We start from the raw sequence: 13851 nt of genomic DNA, 5'->3' as shown, positions 1-13851 counted from the left end.
CTAAAGCCGCTCCCACAGATGCATTCAGAACAATGCCATCTGCCCGCCAGGAGGGCAGAAAGCGCTGCAATCCAGCGCCAGCTCCCCCCGCCCCTCGAACCCCAGGCGCCTGGCCGCCTTGCGGAACCGTTGCGCCAGCAGTTCGGCGAACACCCCTTCACCATGCATTCGCGCGCCAAACCGGCTGTCGTACAGCGCGCCACCCCGGCTCTGGCGGATCAGGCTCAGCACATGATCGGCGCGATGCGGGTAGTGATCGCGCAACCACTGCTCGAACAGCGGCGCCACCTCCAGCGGCAGGCGCAGCATCATGTACGCCGCGCTCTGGGCGCCGGCTTCCTTTGCCGCCTCCAGCAGGCGCTCCAGCTCACTGTCGTTGATCATCGGGATCATCGGCGAACACAGCACGCCCACCGGCACTCCAGCCTCGCGCAACACCCGAATCGCGCGCAAACGCGCTTTCGGCGCGGCGGCACGGGGCTCCAGCGTGCGCTTGAGCTCATCGTCGAGGGTGGTGAGGCTGATCATCACGCGGGCCAGGCGCTGGCTGGCCAGTTCGCTCAGCAGGTCGAGGTCACGCAGCACCAGCGAGCCTTTGGTGACGATGGTCACCGGGTGGCGGTAGCGCAGCAGCACCTCCAGCAGCCGCCGTGTGAGTTGCTGCTCGCGTTCGATGGGCTGGTAGGGGTCGGTGTTGGAGCCCAGGTTGATCGGCGCGCAGACGTAGCCCGGTTTGCTCAGTTGCTGTTCGAGCACCTCGGCGGCATTGGTCTTGGCGATCAGCTTGGTTTCGAAGTCCAGGCCGGGGGAGAGGTCCCAGTAGGCGTGGCTGGGGCGGGCGTAGCAGTAGATGCAGCCGTGTTCGCAGCCGCGGTAAGGGTTGATGGAGCGGTCGAAGGGCAGGTCGGGGGAGGTGTTGCGGGCGATGATGGTCTTGGCCAGTTCGATCCGCACCTCGGTGCCCTGGGTGAGCGGGACTTCCTGGTACCAGCCGTCGTCCTCGGCCACCGAAATACTTGGGGCGAAGCGGTTGTGGGGGTTGCTGGTGGTGCCACGGCCACGCAGGGGGGTTGGCTTCATGATGAAAAACCCGAATTACTGTATGCGCATACAGTAATCCGGGTTTTCCTTGAGCACCAGTGCCGTCAGGCGGATTGCAAAGGGCTGCTGCGCAGCCCATCGCTGGCAAGCCAGCTCCCACAGGGTATCGCTGCCTCCTGTGGGAGCTGGCTTGCCAGCGATGGGTCGCGAAGCGACCCCGACCTCACTCGGGCTTTTTCAGCTTCGGATTGGGGAAGAACTGCACCGTCTGCACCTGTACTTTCACCGGCGCTGCCTTCGGCGCCAGCTGGTTGACCCGGGTGCCCAGTTCCTTGGGCACCGACAGCCCCTGCTCATTCAAGGTATCGGTGAACCCGCAGGCCATGCACTCGCGGTGCGGCACGTCGTCTTCGCTCCACATCATCAGCTTGTCCATCTCGCTGCACGCCGGGCACACGGCCCCGGCGATAAAGCGTCGCTTGGTCTTGCTCACGGCTACCTCACTCATGCCGCTGCGTCCTCGCTCAGGCCGCAGTGGCGCAGCAATGCATTGATGGAAGGCTCACGGCCACGGAAGTCGACGAACAGCACCATCGGCTCGCAGGAACCGCCCCGCGCCAGGATCGCCTCGCGGAACGCGCGGCCGGTCTCGGCATTGAGCACGCCTTCTTCTTCAAAGCGCGAGAAGGCGTCGGCCGACAGCACTTCGGCCCACTTGTAGCTGTAGTAGCCCGCCGCATAACCGCCGGCGAAAATGTGCGCGAAGCTGTTGGGGAAGCGGTTGTACGCTGGCGGGCGCATCACCGTGACTTCGTCGCGCACGCCTTCGAGCACCTGCAGCACGCTGCGGCCGTCACCGTGGGTGGCGTGCAGTTCGAAGTCGAACAGCGAGAACTCCAGCTGGCGCACCATCATCATGCCGGACTGGAAGTTCTTCGCCGCCAGCATCTTGTCCAGCAGGTCCTGGGGCAGTGGCTCGCCGGTTTCGTAATGGCCAGAGATCAGCGCCAGGCCTTGCGGCTCCCAGCACCAGTTCTCCATGAACTGGCTCGGCAGCTCCACCGCGTCCCAGGCCACGCCGTTGATGCCGGACACACCGGCATGCTCGATGCGGGTCAGCAGGTGGTGCAGGCCGTGGCCGAACTCGTGGAACAGCGTGGTGACTTCATCGTGGGTCAGCAGCGCAGGCTTGCCGGGCGCGGCCGGGGTGAAGTTGCACACCAGGTTGGCCACCGGGCTCTGCAGGCTGCCGGCCGCGGTGCGGCGACGGTCGCGGGCGCCGTCCATCCAGGCACCGCCACGCTTGTTGGCGCGGGCGTAGAGGTCGAAGAAGAAGCGGCCGACGTGCTGGCCGTTTTCCTTGATCTCGAACAGGCGCACATCCGGGTGCCAGGCGTCGAAGCCTTTGAGCTCGGCGATTTCGATGCCGTACAGGCGCTGGACGATGGCGAACAGGCCGGTCAGCACCTTGTCGATCGGGAAGTAGGCGCGCAGGGCTTCCTGGGACACGCTGTAGCGCTGCTCGCGCAGCTTCTCGCCGAAATAACCGGCATCCCAGCTGGCCAGTTCCGGTGTGCCTTGCTCGGCGGCGTAGGCCTTGAGCTGCTCCAGGTCCTGGGCGGCGAACGGCTTGGAACGCTTGGCCAGGTCACGCAGGAAGCCCAGCACCTGGTCGCTGGACTCGGCCATCTTGGTGGCCAGGCTCAGCTCGGCGAAGTTCGGGTAGCCCAGCAGCTTGGCCAACTCCTGGCGCAGATCGAGGATCTGCTCCATCACCGGGCCGTTGTCGAACTGGCCGGCATTCGGGCCCTGGTCGGAGGCGCGGGTGCAGTAGGCGGCGTACAGCTCTTCGCGCAGGGCGCGGTCGCTGGCGTAGGTCATCACCGCGTAGTAGCTGGGGAATTCGAGGGTGATCAGCCAGCCATCGAGGCCTTTGGCCTGGGCGGCGGCAGCCATCTGCGCCTTGGCCGAGTCGGTCAGGCCGGCCAGCGCGGCTTCGTCGGTGACGTGCTTGGTCCAGGCCTGGGTGGCATCGAGCAGCTGGTTGGAGAAGCGGCTGCCCAGCTCGCTGAGCGTGCTCTGCACTTCGGCGTAGCGCTGCTGCTGGTCGGCCGGCAGGTCGATGCCCGACAGGCGGAAATCGCGCAGGGCGTGCTCGATGATGGTTTTCTGCGCCACATCGAAGCTCGCAGCCTCAGGGCTGTTGGCCAGGGCCTGATAGGCGTCGAACAGGGCGCGGTTCTGGCCCAGTTCGGTGGAATAGGCGCTCAGGGCCGGCAGGCAGGACTCGTAGGCCTCGCGCAGTTCCTGGCTGTTGCACACCGCGTTGAGGTGGCTGACCGGGCTCCAGGCCGCGCTAAGGCGATCGTTCAGTTCGTCCATGGCCAGCACCAGGCCGGCCCAGCTCGGGTTGTTGCCCTGCGTCTTAAGGATGTCGGCGATGGCCTTGCGGTTGTCGGCAAGGATCTGCTCGATCGCCGGCAGCACATGCTCGGCGCGGATGGCCGAGAAGGGCGGCAGATCGTGGGACTGCAGCAGCGGGTTGTTCGCACTCACGGTTCGGGTACCTTGGCAGGAGAAACACGGGACCATCTTAATTACAATCGACGCCGACCGCAGCAGGCAGCCTGCCTATCGGCATTGCAGAGGAACACTATCATGGCCCTCCGGACCTTCCAGGAACACACGCCGAAAGTGGGAGCACGGGCCTTCGTCGACCGTTCGGCGGTGGTCATCGGCGACGTCGAGATCGGTGACGACAGCTCGATCTGGCCACTGACGGTGGTGCGCGGCGACATGCACCGCATCCGCATCGGCGCGCGCACCAGCGTGCAGGATGGCAGCGTGTTGCACATCACCCACGCCGGGCCCTTCAACCCGGATGGTTTCCCGTTGATCATCGGCGACGAGGTGACCATCGGTCACAAAGTCATGCTGCATGGCTGTACCCTGGGCAACCGCATCCTGGTGGGCATGGGCAGCACCCTCATGGATGGCGCCATCGTCGAGGACGAGGTGATCATCGGTGCCGGCAGCCTGGTGCCCCCGGGCAAGCGCCTGGCCAGCGGGTACCTGTACATGGGCAGCCCAGTGAAACAGGTAAGGCTGCTGAGCGAACAGGAACACGCGTTCTTCGCCTACAGCGCCGGCAACTACGTCAAGCTCAAGGACCAGCACCTGGCCGAAGGCTACGACCAACCGGAATGAATCCTTCGCGGGTAAACCCGCTCCCACAGAGCCTGTGGGAGCGGGTTTACCCGCGAAGCAGTCGACCCAGAATTCGAGCGGAACCCACTACATGCACCAGCAGAACATCCTCTTCGACCTCGACGGCACCCTGACCGACCCGCGCCTGGGCATCACCCGCTCGATCCAGTACGCCCTGGCCAAACTGGGCATCGACGAGCCGGACCTTGCCCGCCTCGAACACTTCATTGGCCCGCCCCTGCTGCAGGCGTTCATGCAGTTCTACCACTTCGACGAAGCCAAGGCCTGGGACGCGGTGAACTTCTACCGCGAGCGCTTCAAGGTGACCGGGTTGTACGAAAACCTGGTGTTCGACGGTGTGCCGGAGCTGCTGCAGGCGCTCAACGACCAAGGCCGTACGCTGTATATCGCCACCTCCAAGCCGTGGGAGTTCGCCCGCGAGATCGCCCGCCACTTCGCCTTCGACCGGCACTTCAAGGTGATCTACGGCAGCGAGCTGGATGGCACCCGGACCAACAAGGTCGAGCTGATCCGTCACCTGTTGGACGAGGAAGGGCTGGACCCGGCGCAGACCTTGATGATCGGTGACCGCAAGCACGACCTGATCGGCGCGCGCAGCAATGGTTTGCAGGCAGTGGCGGTGGGGTATGGCTTTGGTAGCCGCGAGGAACTGGAAGCCGAAGCGCCGGCGTTCCATTTCGAGACCCTGGCCGAGATGCACCAGGCGTTCGTGCGCTGATTCAAACCTCCTCGCGGGGCAAGTCGCATCGGCGCACCGCCGCTCCCACGATCTAATCCGTGGGAGCGGGCTTGCCCCGCGATGAGGCCAGCTTTGCCAACGCCAATTTGCGCTGCTCAATCGGCAATCGCCCCAACGCCTCAACTCGCTGATAGAAAACCAGCCAATCCCCACCAACTTCCTTGAACAGCTGCGAAAACGCCGGAACCAACTGGTCATAAAGACCAAACGGCAACAACTTCGCATTGTTCATCGGCGCAAAGATCCAGGCATCGAAGCGCCGATCCCCGGCCCAGTCCCGATCCCGCACCTCACGGTACTCGCGCCGCAATCGCTCGAACTCCGCCTGCTTGGCCACTCGCTTGCCCGCTTCATCCAGCGGCCCGGCATAGATCGCCTGCAAGCGCTCGCGGCTGGCCAGTACCAGGCGAATGAAGGCATCGCGCTGCCCGGCGCCACGCTCCTCGACCGCTGCCAGCCCACGCGCCGCGCGCCATTGCCGGGTGCCTTCCTGCTCGACGAAGGAGGCGAACGACTCGTTGAACTCGGTATCGTCCTGCACATAGAAGCGCTGGTGCGCCAGCTCATGGAAGATCACCGTGGCCAGGCGCTCGCCGCCCCAACCGACCATGCTGGAAAGGATCGGGTCGTCGAACCAGCCCAGCGTCGAATACGCTTCCACACCCCCGACATAGACATCCAGCCCTTGCTCGCGCATCAACGCCGCCGCCCCGCGGGCCGCACCCTGCTGGTAATAGCCGCGATAGGCCACACAGCCGGCGACAGGGAAGCAATGGGTGACTGGCTGCAGCGACAGCTCGGGGGTGGCGAACACATTCCACACCACGTAGGGCCGGCCCAGCTCGGCATACACCCGGTAACTGCCGTTGTCCGGCAGTTTCAGCTGCTCACTGGCAAACACCCGGGCCTGCTGGGCGAACTGCAGGCGCTGGCGCAGCTCCGGGCGAGTGGCCGGGTCGTCGATCACCTGCGCCACGGGCTGGCGCGCCCGCAACAGCTGCCATTGCCCTTCGGCCAACTGGCCGTAGTAACCCAGGCTGGAACAACCGCTCAGCAGGACGCCGAGCGCAGCGGGAACCAAGCGGGTGAAAACGCGGTCCAGACCCCGACGGCTGCAGCGCGTGAAAAGAAAAAGTCCAAACATCGAGGCTGTCTATCTCGCTCGTCGGCCGAATGCGACCAAGACTATCTTGCCAAGGGGGAGCTTCGCCATGCGTACTCGGTTTGCCGTGGGCACACTCATGCTGCTGTCCGGTTGTGCCACCTTGCCCGACCCGGACCCGAACCAGGCCTGGATCGACCTGGCCCCGCACGACAACACCTCGCTGCATGCCGTGCAGGTGGATGAACGCGCCTGGGCCGACAACCGCTATTTCGAGGTGCAGCCCGGCAATCACGAGCTGACCGTGCGCTACCAGTTCCCCGTGGCGCCGAGCAATATCGGCCCGGTCGACGAGCCGCTGTGGCGCGATTGCCAGCTCAACCTCACCTTCAAGGACTTCAATGCCGGCCAGCGCTACCAGATGCAGGCGGGCAGCATTGGTTTGCGCCCATGGGTCAAGCTCTACGACCAGCAGGGCAAACTGATCGGCCAAGGCGAACCGGCAGGCTGCCAGCGCACCTGAAGGCCGCGAACGGCGCTATGCTTATGGCCTGTGAATCGCGAGCGGGAGTTTCGCCATGCGCCAGCCCATGATGCTGTTCGCCATCAGCGCACTGGGGGCTTGCGCCAGCCCCTTGCCGCCAGTCGACCCAGGCAAGGCCTGGATCGACATGTACACCGTGACCCCCGGCCGTACCCTCATGGCCGACCGCCTGGACGGCAAGCGGCTCGAGGATGGCCGCTACTTCCAGGTGACGCCGGGCAAGCATGAGCTGGTGGTGCGCTTCGACTTCGAGGTGTATTCCGGCGGCTTCAGTACCGACCCGACCGAGCGCACCTGCTACCTCACCGTGCGCTACGACGACTTCAAGGCCGGCGAGCGTTATCGCCTGGAGGCGCGGGCGCCTGTGATGCAGCCGCAGGTACTGCTGTACGACGCCAACCGCAAGGTGGTGGTGAACGAACCGAGCAATGTGTTCTGCATTCCCTGAAGCTAACGCGGGGCTGCTTTGCAGCCCCAGCATCATCAGGGCTTACCGATCATTCTTCTGATAAATGATCTTCTTGGTCCCACCCTCACAGCTCCCCACGACCATGCTCTGATCATGGACTTCACTGTTCGGCACGATCTCCAGCGTGTAGGAAGTCACCCCGCGCGCCTGGATCTTCGCCTCGATCTCGGCCTTGAGTTCCTCGCACGGCTTGACTGCGGCCAGTGCACCCGTGGCCATCAGGGAGGCCAGCACGGCAATTGCTACGCGGATCATGGAACCACTCCTAAAAGGGCAGGCGGGCTGCCGGTGCTGGTTAGACTACCGCAAACCGCCGCCGTTGCGCCGGGCTAGGTCAGCAAGGTCGCATCGAGGCTGATCGCCGCGTTCAACACCTTGGACACCGGGCAACCGGCCTTGGCCTTGTTGGCGATCTCCTGGAACTGCGCCTCGCTGGCGCCCGGCACTTTCGCCTTGAGCGTCAGGTGCACCGCCGTGATTGCGAAACCGTCGGCCTGCTTGTCCAGGCTCACTTCGGCAAAGGTGTCGATGCGCTCCGGGGTCAGGCCAGCCTCGCCCAGCATCATCGACAGGGCCATGGAGAAACACCCGGCATGTGCCGCGCCGATCAGCTCTTCGGGGTTGGTCCCCGGGATACCCTCGAAGCGGGTGTTGAAGCCGTAGGGGTTCTGCTTGAGCGCGCCGCTTTCGGTGGACAACAGGCCATGGCCATCCCTCAGGCCACCTTGCCAGATCGCCGATGCTGTCTTCTTCATGTTGCCTCCTGGTCACAGGGTTGGATGCTTATGGTTGTGAGGCCCCTGCCCACGCCAAGTTCAGATCAATCCTCCGGCAGGCATTGAATCCTTCGAATGTGCCCATACAGAGTCTGCAAGGCCTTTGGCCAACCACTCTGCTGCGGAGGCTTTCGATGACGCACCTGCGAGACCTGAAGTATTCCACCCTCGACCTGGTGCCCGTGCGCGCCGACGGCGGCCCGGCGCAAGCGCTGCGCAACTCGCTGGACCTGGCGCAACACGCCGAACGCTTTGGTTATCACCGCTTCTGGGTGGCCGAGCACCACAACATGGATGGCATCGCCAGCTCGGCCACCGCCGTGCTGATCGGCTACCTGGCCGGTGGCACCTCGACCATCCGCGTCGGCTCTGGCGGGGTGATGCTGCCCAACCACGCACCGCTGGTGGTCGCCGAACAGTTCGGCACCCTCGCCAGCCTGTACCCGGGCCGCATCGACCTTGGCCTGGGCCGCGCCCCAGGCTCCGACCAGATGACCGCCCGCGCCTTGCGCCGTGAGCGCTCCGGCAGCGCCGACGATTTCCCGGATGACGTCGAGGAGCTGTCGCGCTACCTCGGCCCACGCACCGACGACCAGAAGGTCATCGCCGTGCCCGGCCACGACACCGAAGTGCCGATGTGGCTGCTCGGTTCCAGCCTGTTCAGCGCCCAGCTGGCCGGCATGCGCGGCATGCCGTACGCCTTCGCCTCGCACTTCGCGCCGCGCTACATGCACGAGGCAATCCGTATCTACCGCGACCACTTCAAGCCTTCCACCACTCTGGACAAGCCTTACGTGATGCTCGGGGTACCGATGGTGGTGGCCGAAACCGACGAGAAGGCCGAATACCTGGCCACCTCGGTGTACCAGCGCATCCTGGCGTTGATCCGGGGCCAGAGCCTGATGCAGCGCCCGCCCGTCGAGAGCATGAACGGCGTGTGGCTGCCCCACGAGCGCGACGCGGTGAGCAGTTTCCTAGGCCTGGCGATGATCGGCAGCCCGCAGAAGGTGCGGGCCAAGGTGCAGGTGCTGCTGGAGCAGACCGGGGCGGATGAGCTGATCTTTACCAGTGACCTGTATGAACATGCAGACCGGATCCGGTCCTATGAATTGATGGCGCAGGCCCTCAAGACCGAATGAACTGCTTCGCGGGTAAACCCGCTCCCACAGGTATCCACTGGCTTTGGTAACAGTGGAGTAGCTGTGGGAGCGGGTTTACCCGCGAAAAACGCACGGCATCAGCCGCGGCGGTAGACAATCTCTTTGGCGCCACCCTCACAGGTACCCACCACCTTGCCCGCCGGGTCGCCCTTCTTGACGATCTCCAGCGAATAACCCTTCACGCCCTTGGCATCCAGCTTCGCGGCGATCTCGGCCTTGAGCTCTTCGCACGGCTTGCCCGCCGCCATCGCACCACCGGCCAGCACCATCAGGCCTACTGCAACAATCAACTTCTTCATCTATCGCGTTCCTTGTACAGATCAAAGTCGAAAAGGGCGCAGCCTGTGCGCCCTGCAAACCTATTACCGCATCGTGCCGGGCAAAGCCAGCCCGGCTGCCGGTCAGCTGTTGGCGATGCGGAAGCCCACCTTAAGCGTCACCTGGAAATGCGCGGCCTTGTTGTCGCGGATATGCCCGCGGGTATCGATCACCTCGAACCATTCCAGGTGCTTGATGCTCTTGCCGGCCTCGGCCAGGGCATTGTTGATCGCCTCTTCGATGCTGGTGGGCGAGGACCCGACCAGCTCGATCTTCTTGTAAGTGTGATGATCGCTCATGAGTGCGCTCCTTGGATGAAGTGTCAGTTCAGCCTAGCAGTGCCGGCCTGGTTTACCTGCGAGCCAATGCCGCAGGTGAAAATTCGATCGCACTTTCAGCCCGCCGCGCAGTCGCACCCTGTACACCTCATCCACCGCGAAGGAGAGTCACCATGGCCCACAACTCGCTGCGCAAAGCGTCGCTGGAAAGCATGGAAGCCGAGATCGAGAGCCTGCTCAAGACCTTGGAACACCTCAAGCACGACGCCTCGGAAGAATCGCAGAAAACCATGAAAGCGCTGCGCGGCAGTGCCGAAAGCGCCCTCAAGCACTCGCGCAGCTTGCTCAGCGATGCCTATGCGGATGTCAAAACCCGCACCCGCGAAACCGGTATCGCCACCCGCGACTACGCCCAGGAACACCCCTGGACCACCGCCGGCGTGGCCGTTGGCGCCCTGGGCCTGCTGGCCGCCTACCTGCTGTGCCGCCGTAACTAACCCGTCTGCCGTTGCAGCTCCTGGCGCAGCCACTGCGCCAGTTGCTCGGCGCGACCGTCATCGGCGCGCCGTGGTACCCACAGGGCCAAGGCCGCACGGGTGGGTGAAAAGCCCCAGGGTGCTGCCAGCCGCCCGGCTTTCAGGTCGTCCGCCACCAGTGGCTGTGGCGCGATGGCCACGCCCAGCCCGGCTACCGCCGCTTCCAGCAGGTAGTACAGATGCTCGAAAGCCTGGCCGTAATTCAAGGCTTCAGGCGCCAGGCCCTGCTGCTGTGCCCAGGTCGGCCACGCCTGCGGTCGCGAGGTGGTGTGGAGCACTGCTTCTCGTTGCAAAGCCACGGCTGGCGCGGCTTTCAAACGATCGAAGCCCTCGAAGTGCGGGCTCAGCACCGGGCCGATTCGCTCCTCGGCAAGCACATGCACCTGCATGTCCGCCGGCCACGGCGGCTCGGCATACACCAGCAGCGCGTCCAACCCTGGGCGCCGCGGATCGAGGTCGCCTTCGCCCGCGGACAGGTGCAGGCGCAACTCCGGCAGGTCCGCTTTCAAACGCCCAAGACGCGGGATGAACCAGCGCGCCAGCAGGCTGCCGGAGCAGCCGAGCACGAACGGCGCTTCGTCTGCCGTGCGCGAAAGCTCGGCACACACGCCGCGCAAACGGTCGAACGCCTCGGAGCTGGCATCGCGCAGGCGCACACCGGCATCTGTGAGTTTGATGCCGCGCCCGTCCTTGACGAACAACGCCACACCAAGGTGCTCTTCAAGCACCTTGATCTGCCGGCTGACCGCTCCGTGGGTCACATGCAGCGCTTCGGCGGCCTGGCTGACACTGTTAAGCCGGGCGGTGGCCTCGAAGGCCCGCAAGGCGTTGAGCGGGGGAAGATCCTGAGCCATATGACTTGTGAGATTTCCTGACAGGTTTGCGCAATCTTATCGGTTTTCAGCAGCGCATGTCGTGGGTAGAGTAAAGCCCATCGACCAGTGCCGGCCCCTTCGCGGGTAAACCCGCTCCCACAGGATGGATGTGATTCCGAGGGCAACACTGAACCTGTGGGAGCGGGTTTACCCGCGAAGAGGCCAACACGGTACCAACCACTTACACCGCTATGGAGCGCCCCATGTCCCAGTCCCAATACCGCCCCGGCCCCGACGCCAACGGCCTGTTCGGCTCGTTCGGCGGCCGCTACGTGGCCGAAACCCTGATGCCGCTGGTGCTGGACCTTGCCCGCGAGTACGAAGCCGCCAAGGCCGACCCCAAGTTCCTCGGAGACCTGGCCTACTTCCAGCGCGACTACATTGGCCGCCCCAACCCGCTGTACTTCGCCGAACGCCTGACCGAACACTGCGGCGGCGCGAAGATCTTCTTCAAGCGTGAAGAGCTCAACCACACCGGCGCGCACAAGGTGAACAACTGCATCGGCCAGGTGCTGCTGGCCAAGCGCATGGGCAAGAAGCGCCTGATCGCCGAAACCGGCGCCGGCATGCACGGCGTGGCCACCGCCACCGTCGCCGCGCGCTTCGGCCTGCCCTGCGTGATCTACATGGGCGCCACCGACATCGAGCGCCAGCAGGCCAACGTGTTCCGCATGAAGCTGCTGGGCGCCGAGATCGTTCCGGTCACCGCCGGCACCGGCACCCTGAAGGACGCCATGAACGAGGCCCTGCGCGACTGGGTCACCAACGTCGACGACACCTTCTACCTGATCGGCACCGTGGCCGGCCCGCACCCGTACCCGGCGATGGTCCGCGACTTCCAGTCGATCATCGGCAAAGAAACCCGCGCCCAGCTGCAAGAAAAGGAAGGGCGCCTGCCCGACAGCCTGATCGCCTGCGTCGGCGGCGGCTCCAACGCCATGGGCCTGTTCCACGACTTCCTCGAAGATGAAAGCGTCAAGATCATCGGCGTCGAAGCCGGCGGCCACGGCGTGCACACCGACAAGCACGCGGCCAGCCTCAACGGCGGCGTACCGGGCGTGCTGCACGGCAACCGCACCTATCTGCTGCAGGACGACGACGGCCAGATCACCGACGCCCACTCGATTTCCGCAGGCCTGGACTACCCCGGCATCGGCCCGGAGCACGCCTACCTGCACGAAGTGAAGCGCGTGGAATACGTCAGCATCACCGACGACGAAGCCCTCGACGCCTTCCACATCAGTTGCCGCCTCGAAGGCATCATCCCGGCGCTGGAAAGCTCCCACGCCCTGGCCGAGGCGATCAAGCGCGCGCCGACCCTGCCCAAGGACCACCTGATGGTGATCTGCCTGTCCGGTCGTGGCGACAAGGACATGCAAACCGTGATGAACCACATGGCTGCCCAGGAGAAACAGGCATGAGCCGTCTCGAACAACGCTTCGCCGAACTGAAGGCCGAAGGCCGCGCCGCCCTGGTCACCTTCGTCACCGCTGGCGACCCAGGCTATGACGCCTCGCTGAAGATCCTCAAAGGCCTGCCGGCCGCCGGCGCCGACGTGATCGAGCTGGGCATGCCGTTCACCGACCCGATGGCCGACGGCGTGGCCATTCAGCTTGCCACCCTGCGCGCATTGGAAGCCGGCCAGACCCTGGCCAAGACCCTGCAGATGGTGCGTGAATTCCGTGTGGACAACCAGGCCACGCCGATCGTGCTGATGGGTTACTACAACCCGATCCACCGGTTCGGTGTGGACAAGTTCGTCGCCGAGGCGAAAGCGGCGGGTGTCGATGGCCTGATCATCGTCGACCTGCCGCCGGAGCACGACGCCGAGCTGGCCACCCCGGCCCAGGCCGCGGGCATCGACTTCATCCGCCTGACCACCCCGACCACCGACGACGTGCGCCTGCCACGCGTGCTGGAGCGCAGCTCCGGGTTCGTCTACTACGTGTCGGTGGCGGGTGTGACCGGTGCGGGCTCGGCGACCACCGAGCATGTGACCGAGGCGGTGGCCCGGCTGCGCCGGCATACCGACCTGCCGATCAGCGTTGGTTTTGGTATCCGCACGCCTGAGCAGGCAGCGGCCATCGCACGCCTGGCCGATGGCGTGGTGGTAGGGTCGGCGCTGGTCGACAAGATCGCCCAGGCCAAGGATGCCGACCAGGCTGTGAAGGACGTACTGAGCCTGTGCTCGGCACTGGCTGAAGGGGTGCGCGGCGCCCGTCGCTAGACTGCGTCGCCTGCTTCGCGGGTAAACCCGCTCCCACAGGGACTGCACTGCTCTAAACGGCTGTGCAGCACCTGTGGGAGCGGGTTTACCCGCGAAGAGGTCAGCACAGGCTTACGGGCCTAGTCACCGAAGATCGACAGATCCAACGGCCTGATCGCCCCCATCCAGATCGCATGATCGCGGTGATCCGCCAGCTCATCCCCGGTTTCCGGGTGCAGGAACACCACCAGCCCCTTGCGATACAGCGCCAGCCACGGCAGCACCACGCCAACCACCTCCGGCCCGAACGCCAGCTGGCAGCTCCAGTCCGGGTGCGGCCCGACCGGTTTCTGGTGCATGCGCCCCATGGTCACCGGAAACAGCCGCGTCGCCTCTTCGCACAGCTCGCGGGCCTGCTCCATGGTCGATGCCTCGTAGTACACGTGGGCGTGGTAGCCCTTGATCCTTTGCACGATGGCTCCTGAATAGCAGTGATGACCTGCCTTCGAGTCTACGCCATCCCTGTGGGAGCGGCTTCAGCCGCGAAGCAGGCAACGCGGTAGATGGCACCGGCTGCGC

18 protein-coding genes are annotated in these 13851 nt (G+C 64.9%); 8 read left to right on the top strand and 10 right to left on the bottom strand.

Annotated features, from left to right (window positions below; all coding sequences use genetic code 11):
* Positions 1–24: 24 nt before the first annotated feature.
* The 3 genes from ACQ4N9_RS01825 to prlC form a co-directional block, all read right to left on the bottom strand.
* Positions 25–1080 carry a PA0069 family radical SAM protein gene (locus tag ACQ4N9_RS01825; protein ID WP_430932065.1) on the bottom strand — a complete coding sequence of 352 codons (1056 nt, stop codon included), beginning with the start codon at positions 1078–1080 and terminating at the stop codon, positions 25–27.
* 184 nt (positions 1081–1264) lie between these two features.
* Complete coding sequence (locus ACQ4N9_RS01820) at positions 1265–1549, bottom strand: YheV family putative zinc ribbon protein (protein WP_110994107.1); 285 nt, start codon at positions 1547–1549, stop codon at positions 1265–1267.
* Positions 1546–3633, bottom strand: a complete 2088-nt coding sequence (gene prlC / locus ACQ4N9_RS01815) for an oligopeptidase A (RefSeq protein ID WP_430932063.1) — start codon at positions 3631–3633, stop codon at positions 1546–1548. The genes ACQ4N9_RS01820 and prlC overlap by 4 nt, the downstream gene beginning before the upstream one ends.
* A gap of 66 nt (positions 3634–3699) precedes the next feature.
* Between prlC and ACQ4N9_RS01810 the strand changes: the two genes are divergently transcribed.
* Together ACQ4N9_RS01810 and ACQ4N9_RS01805 are read left to right on the top strand one after the other, a co-directional pair.
* On the top strand, positions 3700–4248 hold the full coding sequence (locus ACQ4N9_RS01810) for a gamma carbonic anhydrase family protein (RefSeq protein ID WP_390970071.1): 549 nt from the start codon (positions 3700–3702) through the stop codon (positions 4246–4248).
* Between the two features lie 91 nt (positions 4249–4339).
* Complete coding sequence (locus ACQ4N9_RS01805) at positions 4340–4987, top strand: HAD family hydrolase (protein ID WP_125857008.1); 648 nt, start codon at positions 4340–4342, stop codon at positions 4985–4987.
* A gap of 52 nt (positions 4988–5039) precedes the next feature.
* On the opposite strand, the gene ACQ4N9_RS01800 is transcribed toward ACQ4N9_RS01805, so the two are convergent.
* The gene (locus ACQ4N9_RS01800) at positions 5040–6152 is read right to left on the bottom strand and encodes an aminopeptidase (RefSeq protein WP_390970073.1); all 1113 of its coding nucleotides are present in this window, start codon (positions 6150–6152) and stop codon (positions 5040–5042) included.
* A gap of 67 nt (positions 6153–6219) precedes the next feature.
* Between ACQ4N9_RS01800 and ACQ4N9_RS01795 the strand changes: the two genes are divergently transcribed.
* Entirely contained in the window at positions 6220–6633 is a 414-nt protein-coding gene (locus tag ACQ4N9_RS01795; protein WP_390970075.1) for a hypothetical protein, read from the top strand.
* Positions 6634–6688: 55 nt separating this feature from the next.
* Positions 6689–7102 (top strand): hypothetical protein, encoded by a 414-nt coding sequence (locus ACQ4N9_RS01790; protein WP_125462054.1) that lies wholly within the window; start codon positions 6689–6691, stop codon positions 7100–7102.
* A gap of 42 nt (positions 7103–7144) precedes the next feature.
* On the opposite strand, the gene ACQ4N9_RS01785 is transcribed toward ACQ4N9_RS01790, so the two are convergent.
* On the bottom strand, positions 7145–7378 hold the full coding sequence (locus tag ACQ4N9_RS01785; protein WP_153789030.1) for a DUF1161 domain-containing protein: 234 nt from the start codon (positions 7376–7378) through the stop codon (positions 7145–7147).
* A 74-nt stretch (positions 7379–7452) separates the two neighbouring features.
* The gene (locus tag ACQ4N9_RS01780; protein WP_390970078.1) at positions 7453–7878 is read right to left on the bottom strand and encodes an OsmC family protein; all 426 of its coding nucleotides are present in this window, start codon (positions 7876–7878) and stop codon (positions 7453–7455) included.
* A 155-nt stretch (positions 7879–8033) separates the two neighbouring features.
* Between ACQ4N9_RS01780 and ACQ4N9_RS01775 the strand changes: the two genes are divergently transcribed.
* Entirely contained in the window at positions 8034–9038 is a 1005-nt protein-coding gene (locus tag ACQ4N9_RS01775; protein WP_390970080.1) for an LLM class flavin-dependent oxidoreductase, read from the top strand.
* A gap of 98 nt (positions 9039–9136) precedes the next feature.
* Here the strand turns inward: ACQ4N9_RS01775 and ACQ4N9_RS01770 are convergent, their stop codons facing one another.
* Positions 9137–9358 carry a DUF1161 domain-containing protein gene (locus ACQ4N9_RS01770; RefSeq protein ID WP_110994097.1) on the bottom strand — a complete coding sequence of 74 codons (222 nt, stop codon included), beginning with the start codon at positions 9356–9358 and terminating at the stop codon, positions 9137–9139.
* 102 nt (positions 9359–9460) lie between these two features.
* Positions 9461–9676, bottom strand: a complete 216-nt coding sequence (locus ACQ4N9_RS01765; protein WP_023632599.1) for a dodecin — start codon at positions 9674–9676, stop codon at positions 9461–9463.
* 152 nt (positions 9677–9828) lie between these two features.
* Here ACQ4N9_RS01765 and ACQ4N9_RS01760 point away from each other — a divergent pair, with 152 nt between their 5' ends.
* On the top strand, positions 9829–10152 hold the full coding sequence (locus ACQ4N9_RS01760) for a DUF883 family protein (protein ID WP_110994096.1): 324 nt from the start codon (positions 9829–9831) through the stop codon (positions 10150–10152).
* On the opposite strand, the gene ACQ4N9_RS01755 is transcribed toward ACQ4N9_RS01760, so the two are convergent.
* Positions 10149–11045, bottom strand: a complete 897-nt coding sequence (locus ACQ4N9_RS01755; RefSeq protein WP_390970082.1) for a LysR family transcriptional regulator — start codon at positions 11043–11045, stop codon at positions 10149–10151. The genes ACQ4N9_RS01760 and ACQ4N9_RS01755 overlap by 4 nt on opposite strands.
* 224 nt (positions 11046–11269) lie before the next feature.
* Between ACQ4N9_RS01755 and trpB the strand changes: the two genes are divergently transcribed.
* Both trpB and trpA read left to right on the top strand, forming a co-directional pair.
* A complete protein-coding gene (gene trpB, locus ACQ4N9_RS01750; RefSeq protein ID WP_430932056.1) occupies positions 11270–12487 on the top strand; it encodes a tryptophan synthase subunit beta in 1218 nt (405 codons plus the stop codon).
* Positions 12484–13293, top strand: coding sequence for a tryptophan synthase subunit alpha (trpA, locus tag ACQ4N9_RS01745; RefSeq protein ID WP_390970084.1), 810 nt, complete (start codon positions 12484–12486; stop codon positions 13291–13293). The genes trpB and trpA overlap by 4 nt, the downstream gene beginning before the upstream one ends.
* Before the next feature lie 119 nt (positions 13294–13412).
* On the opposite strand, the gene ACQ4N9_RS01740 is transcribed toward trpA, so the two are convergent.
* Positions 13413–13745 carry a DOPA 4,5-dioxygenase family protein gene (locus ACQ4N9_RS01740; protein WP_390970086.1) on the bottom strand — a complete coding sequence of 111 codons (333 nt, stop codon included), beginning with the start codon at positions 13743–13745 and terminating at the stop codon, positions 13413–13415.
* Positions 13746–13851: the final 106 nt, after the last annotated feature.

Source organism: Pseudomonas sp. ES1 (assembly GCF_050586605.1).
Classification (GTDB): Bacteria; Pseudomonadota; Gammaproteobacteria; order Pseudomonadales; family Pseudomonadaceae; genus Aquipseudomonas; species Aquipseudomonas sichuanensis.
Note: the sequence above shows the minus strand (reverse complement) of the source record. Positions and strands in the feature narration are given on the sequence as shown.

What these genes read in the sequence shown, in the direction of transcription:
- ACQ4N9_RS01755 (WP_390970082.1), bottom strand. Translation starts at nt 11,045, where the DNA reads ATGGCTCAGGATCTTCCCCCGCTCAACGCCTTGCGGGCCTTCGAGGCC.
- ACQ4N9_RS01785 (WP_153789030.1), bottom strand. Translation starts at nt 7,378, where the DNA reads ATGATCCGCGTAGCAATTGCCGTGCTGGCCTCCCTGATGGCCACGGGT.
- trpA (WP_390970084.1), top strand. Translation starts at nt 12,484, where the DNA reads ATGAGCCGTCTCGAACAACGCTTCGCCGAACTGAAGGCCGAAGGCCGC.
- ACQ4N9_RS01820 (WP_110994107.1), bottom strand. Translation starts at nt 1,549, where the DNA reads ATGAGTGAGGTAGCCGTGAGCAAGACCAAGCGACGCTTTATCGCCGGG.
- ACQ4N9_RS01765 (WP_023632599.1), bottom strand. Translation starts at nt 9,676, where the DNA reads ATGAGCGATCATCACACTTACAAGAAGATCGAGCTGGTCGGGTCCTCG.
- ACQ4N9_RS01760 (WP_110994096.1), top strand. Translation starts at nt 9,829, where the DNA reads ATGGCCCACAACTCGCTGCGCAAAGCGTCGCTGGAAAGCATGGAAGCC.
- ACQ4N9_RS01800 (WP_390970073.1), bottom strand. Translation starts at nt 6,152, where the DNA reads ATGTTTGGACTTTTTCTTTTCACGCGCTGCAGCCGTCGGGGTCTGGAC.
- ACQ4N9_RS01825 (WP_430932065.1), bottom strand. Translation starts at nt 1,080, where the DNA reads ATGAAGCCAACCCCCCTGCGTGGCCGTGGCACCACCAGCAACCCCCAC.
- prlC (WP_430932063.1), bottom strand. Translation starts at nt 3,633, where the DNA reads ATGGTCCCGTGTTTCTCCTGCCAAGGTACCCGAACCGTGAGTGCGAAC.
- ACQ4N9_RS01810 (WP_390970071.1), top strand. Translation starts at nt 3,700, where the DNA reads ATGGCCCTCCGGACCTTCCAGGAACACACGCCGAAAGTGGGAGCACGG.
- ACQ4N9_RS01780 (WP_390970078.1), bottom strand. Translation starts at nt 7,878, where the DNA reads ATGAAGAAGACAGCATCGGCGATCTGGCAAGGTGGCCTGAGGGATGGC.
- ACQ4N9_RS01795 (WP_390970075.1), top strand. Translation starts at nt 6,220, where the DNA reads ATGCGTACTCGGTTTGCCGTGGGCACACTCATGCTGCTGTCCGGTTGT.
- ACQ4N9_RS01770 (WP_110994097.1), bottom strand. Translation starts at nt 9,358, where the DNA reads ATGAAGAAGTTGATTGTTGCAGTAGGCCTGATGGTGCTGGCCGGTGGT.
- ACQ4N9_RS01805 (WP_125857008.1), top strand. Translation starts at nt 4,340, where the DNA reads ATGCACCAGCAGAACATCCTCTTCGACCTCGACGGCACCCTGACCGAC.
- trpB (WP_430932056.1), top strand. Translation starts at nt 11,270, where the DNA reads ATGTCCCAGTCCCAATACCGCCCCGGCCCCGACGCCAACGGCCTGTTC.
- ACQ4N9_RS01790 (WP_125462054.1), top strand. Translation starts at nt 6,689, where the DNA reads ATGCGCCAGCCCATGATGCTGTTCGCCATCAGCGCACTGGGGGCTTGC.
- ACQ4N9_RS01775 (WP_390970080.1), top strand. Translation starts at nt 8,034, where the DNA reads ATGACGCACCTGCGAGACCTGAAGTATTCCACCCTCGACCTGGTGCCC.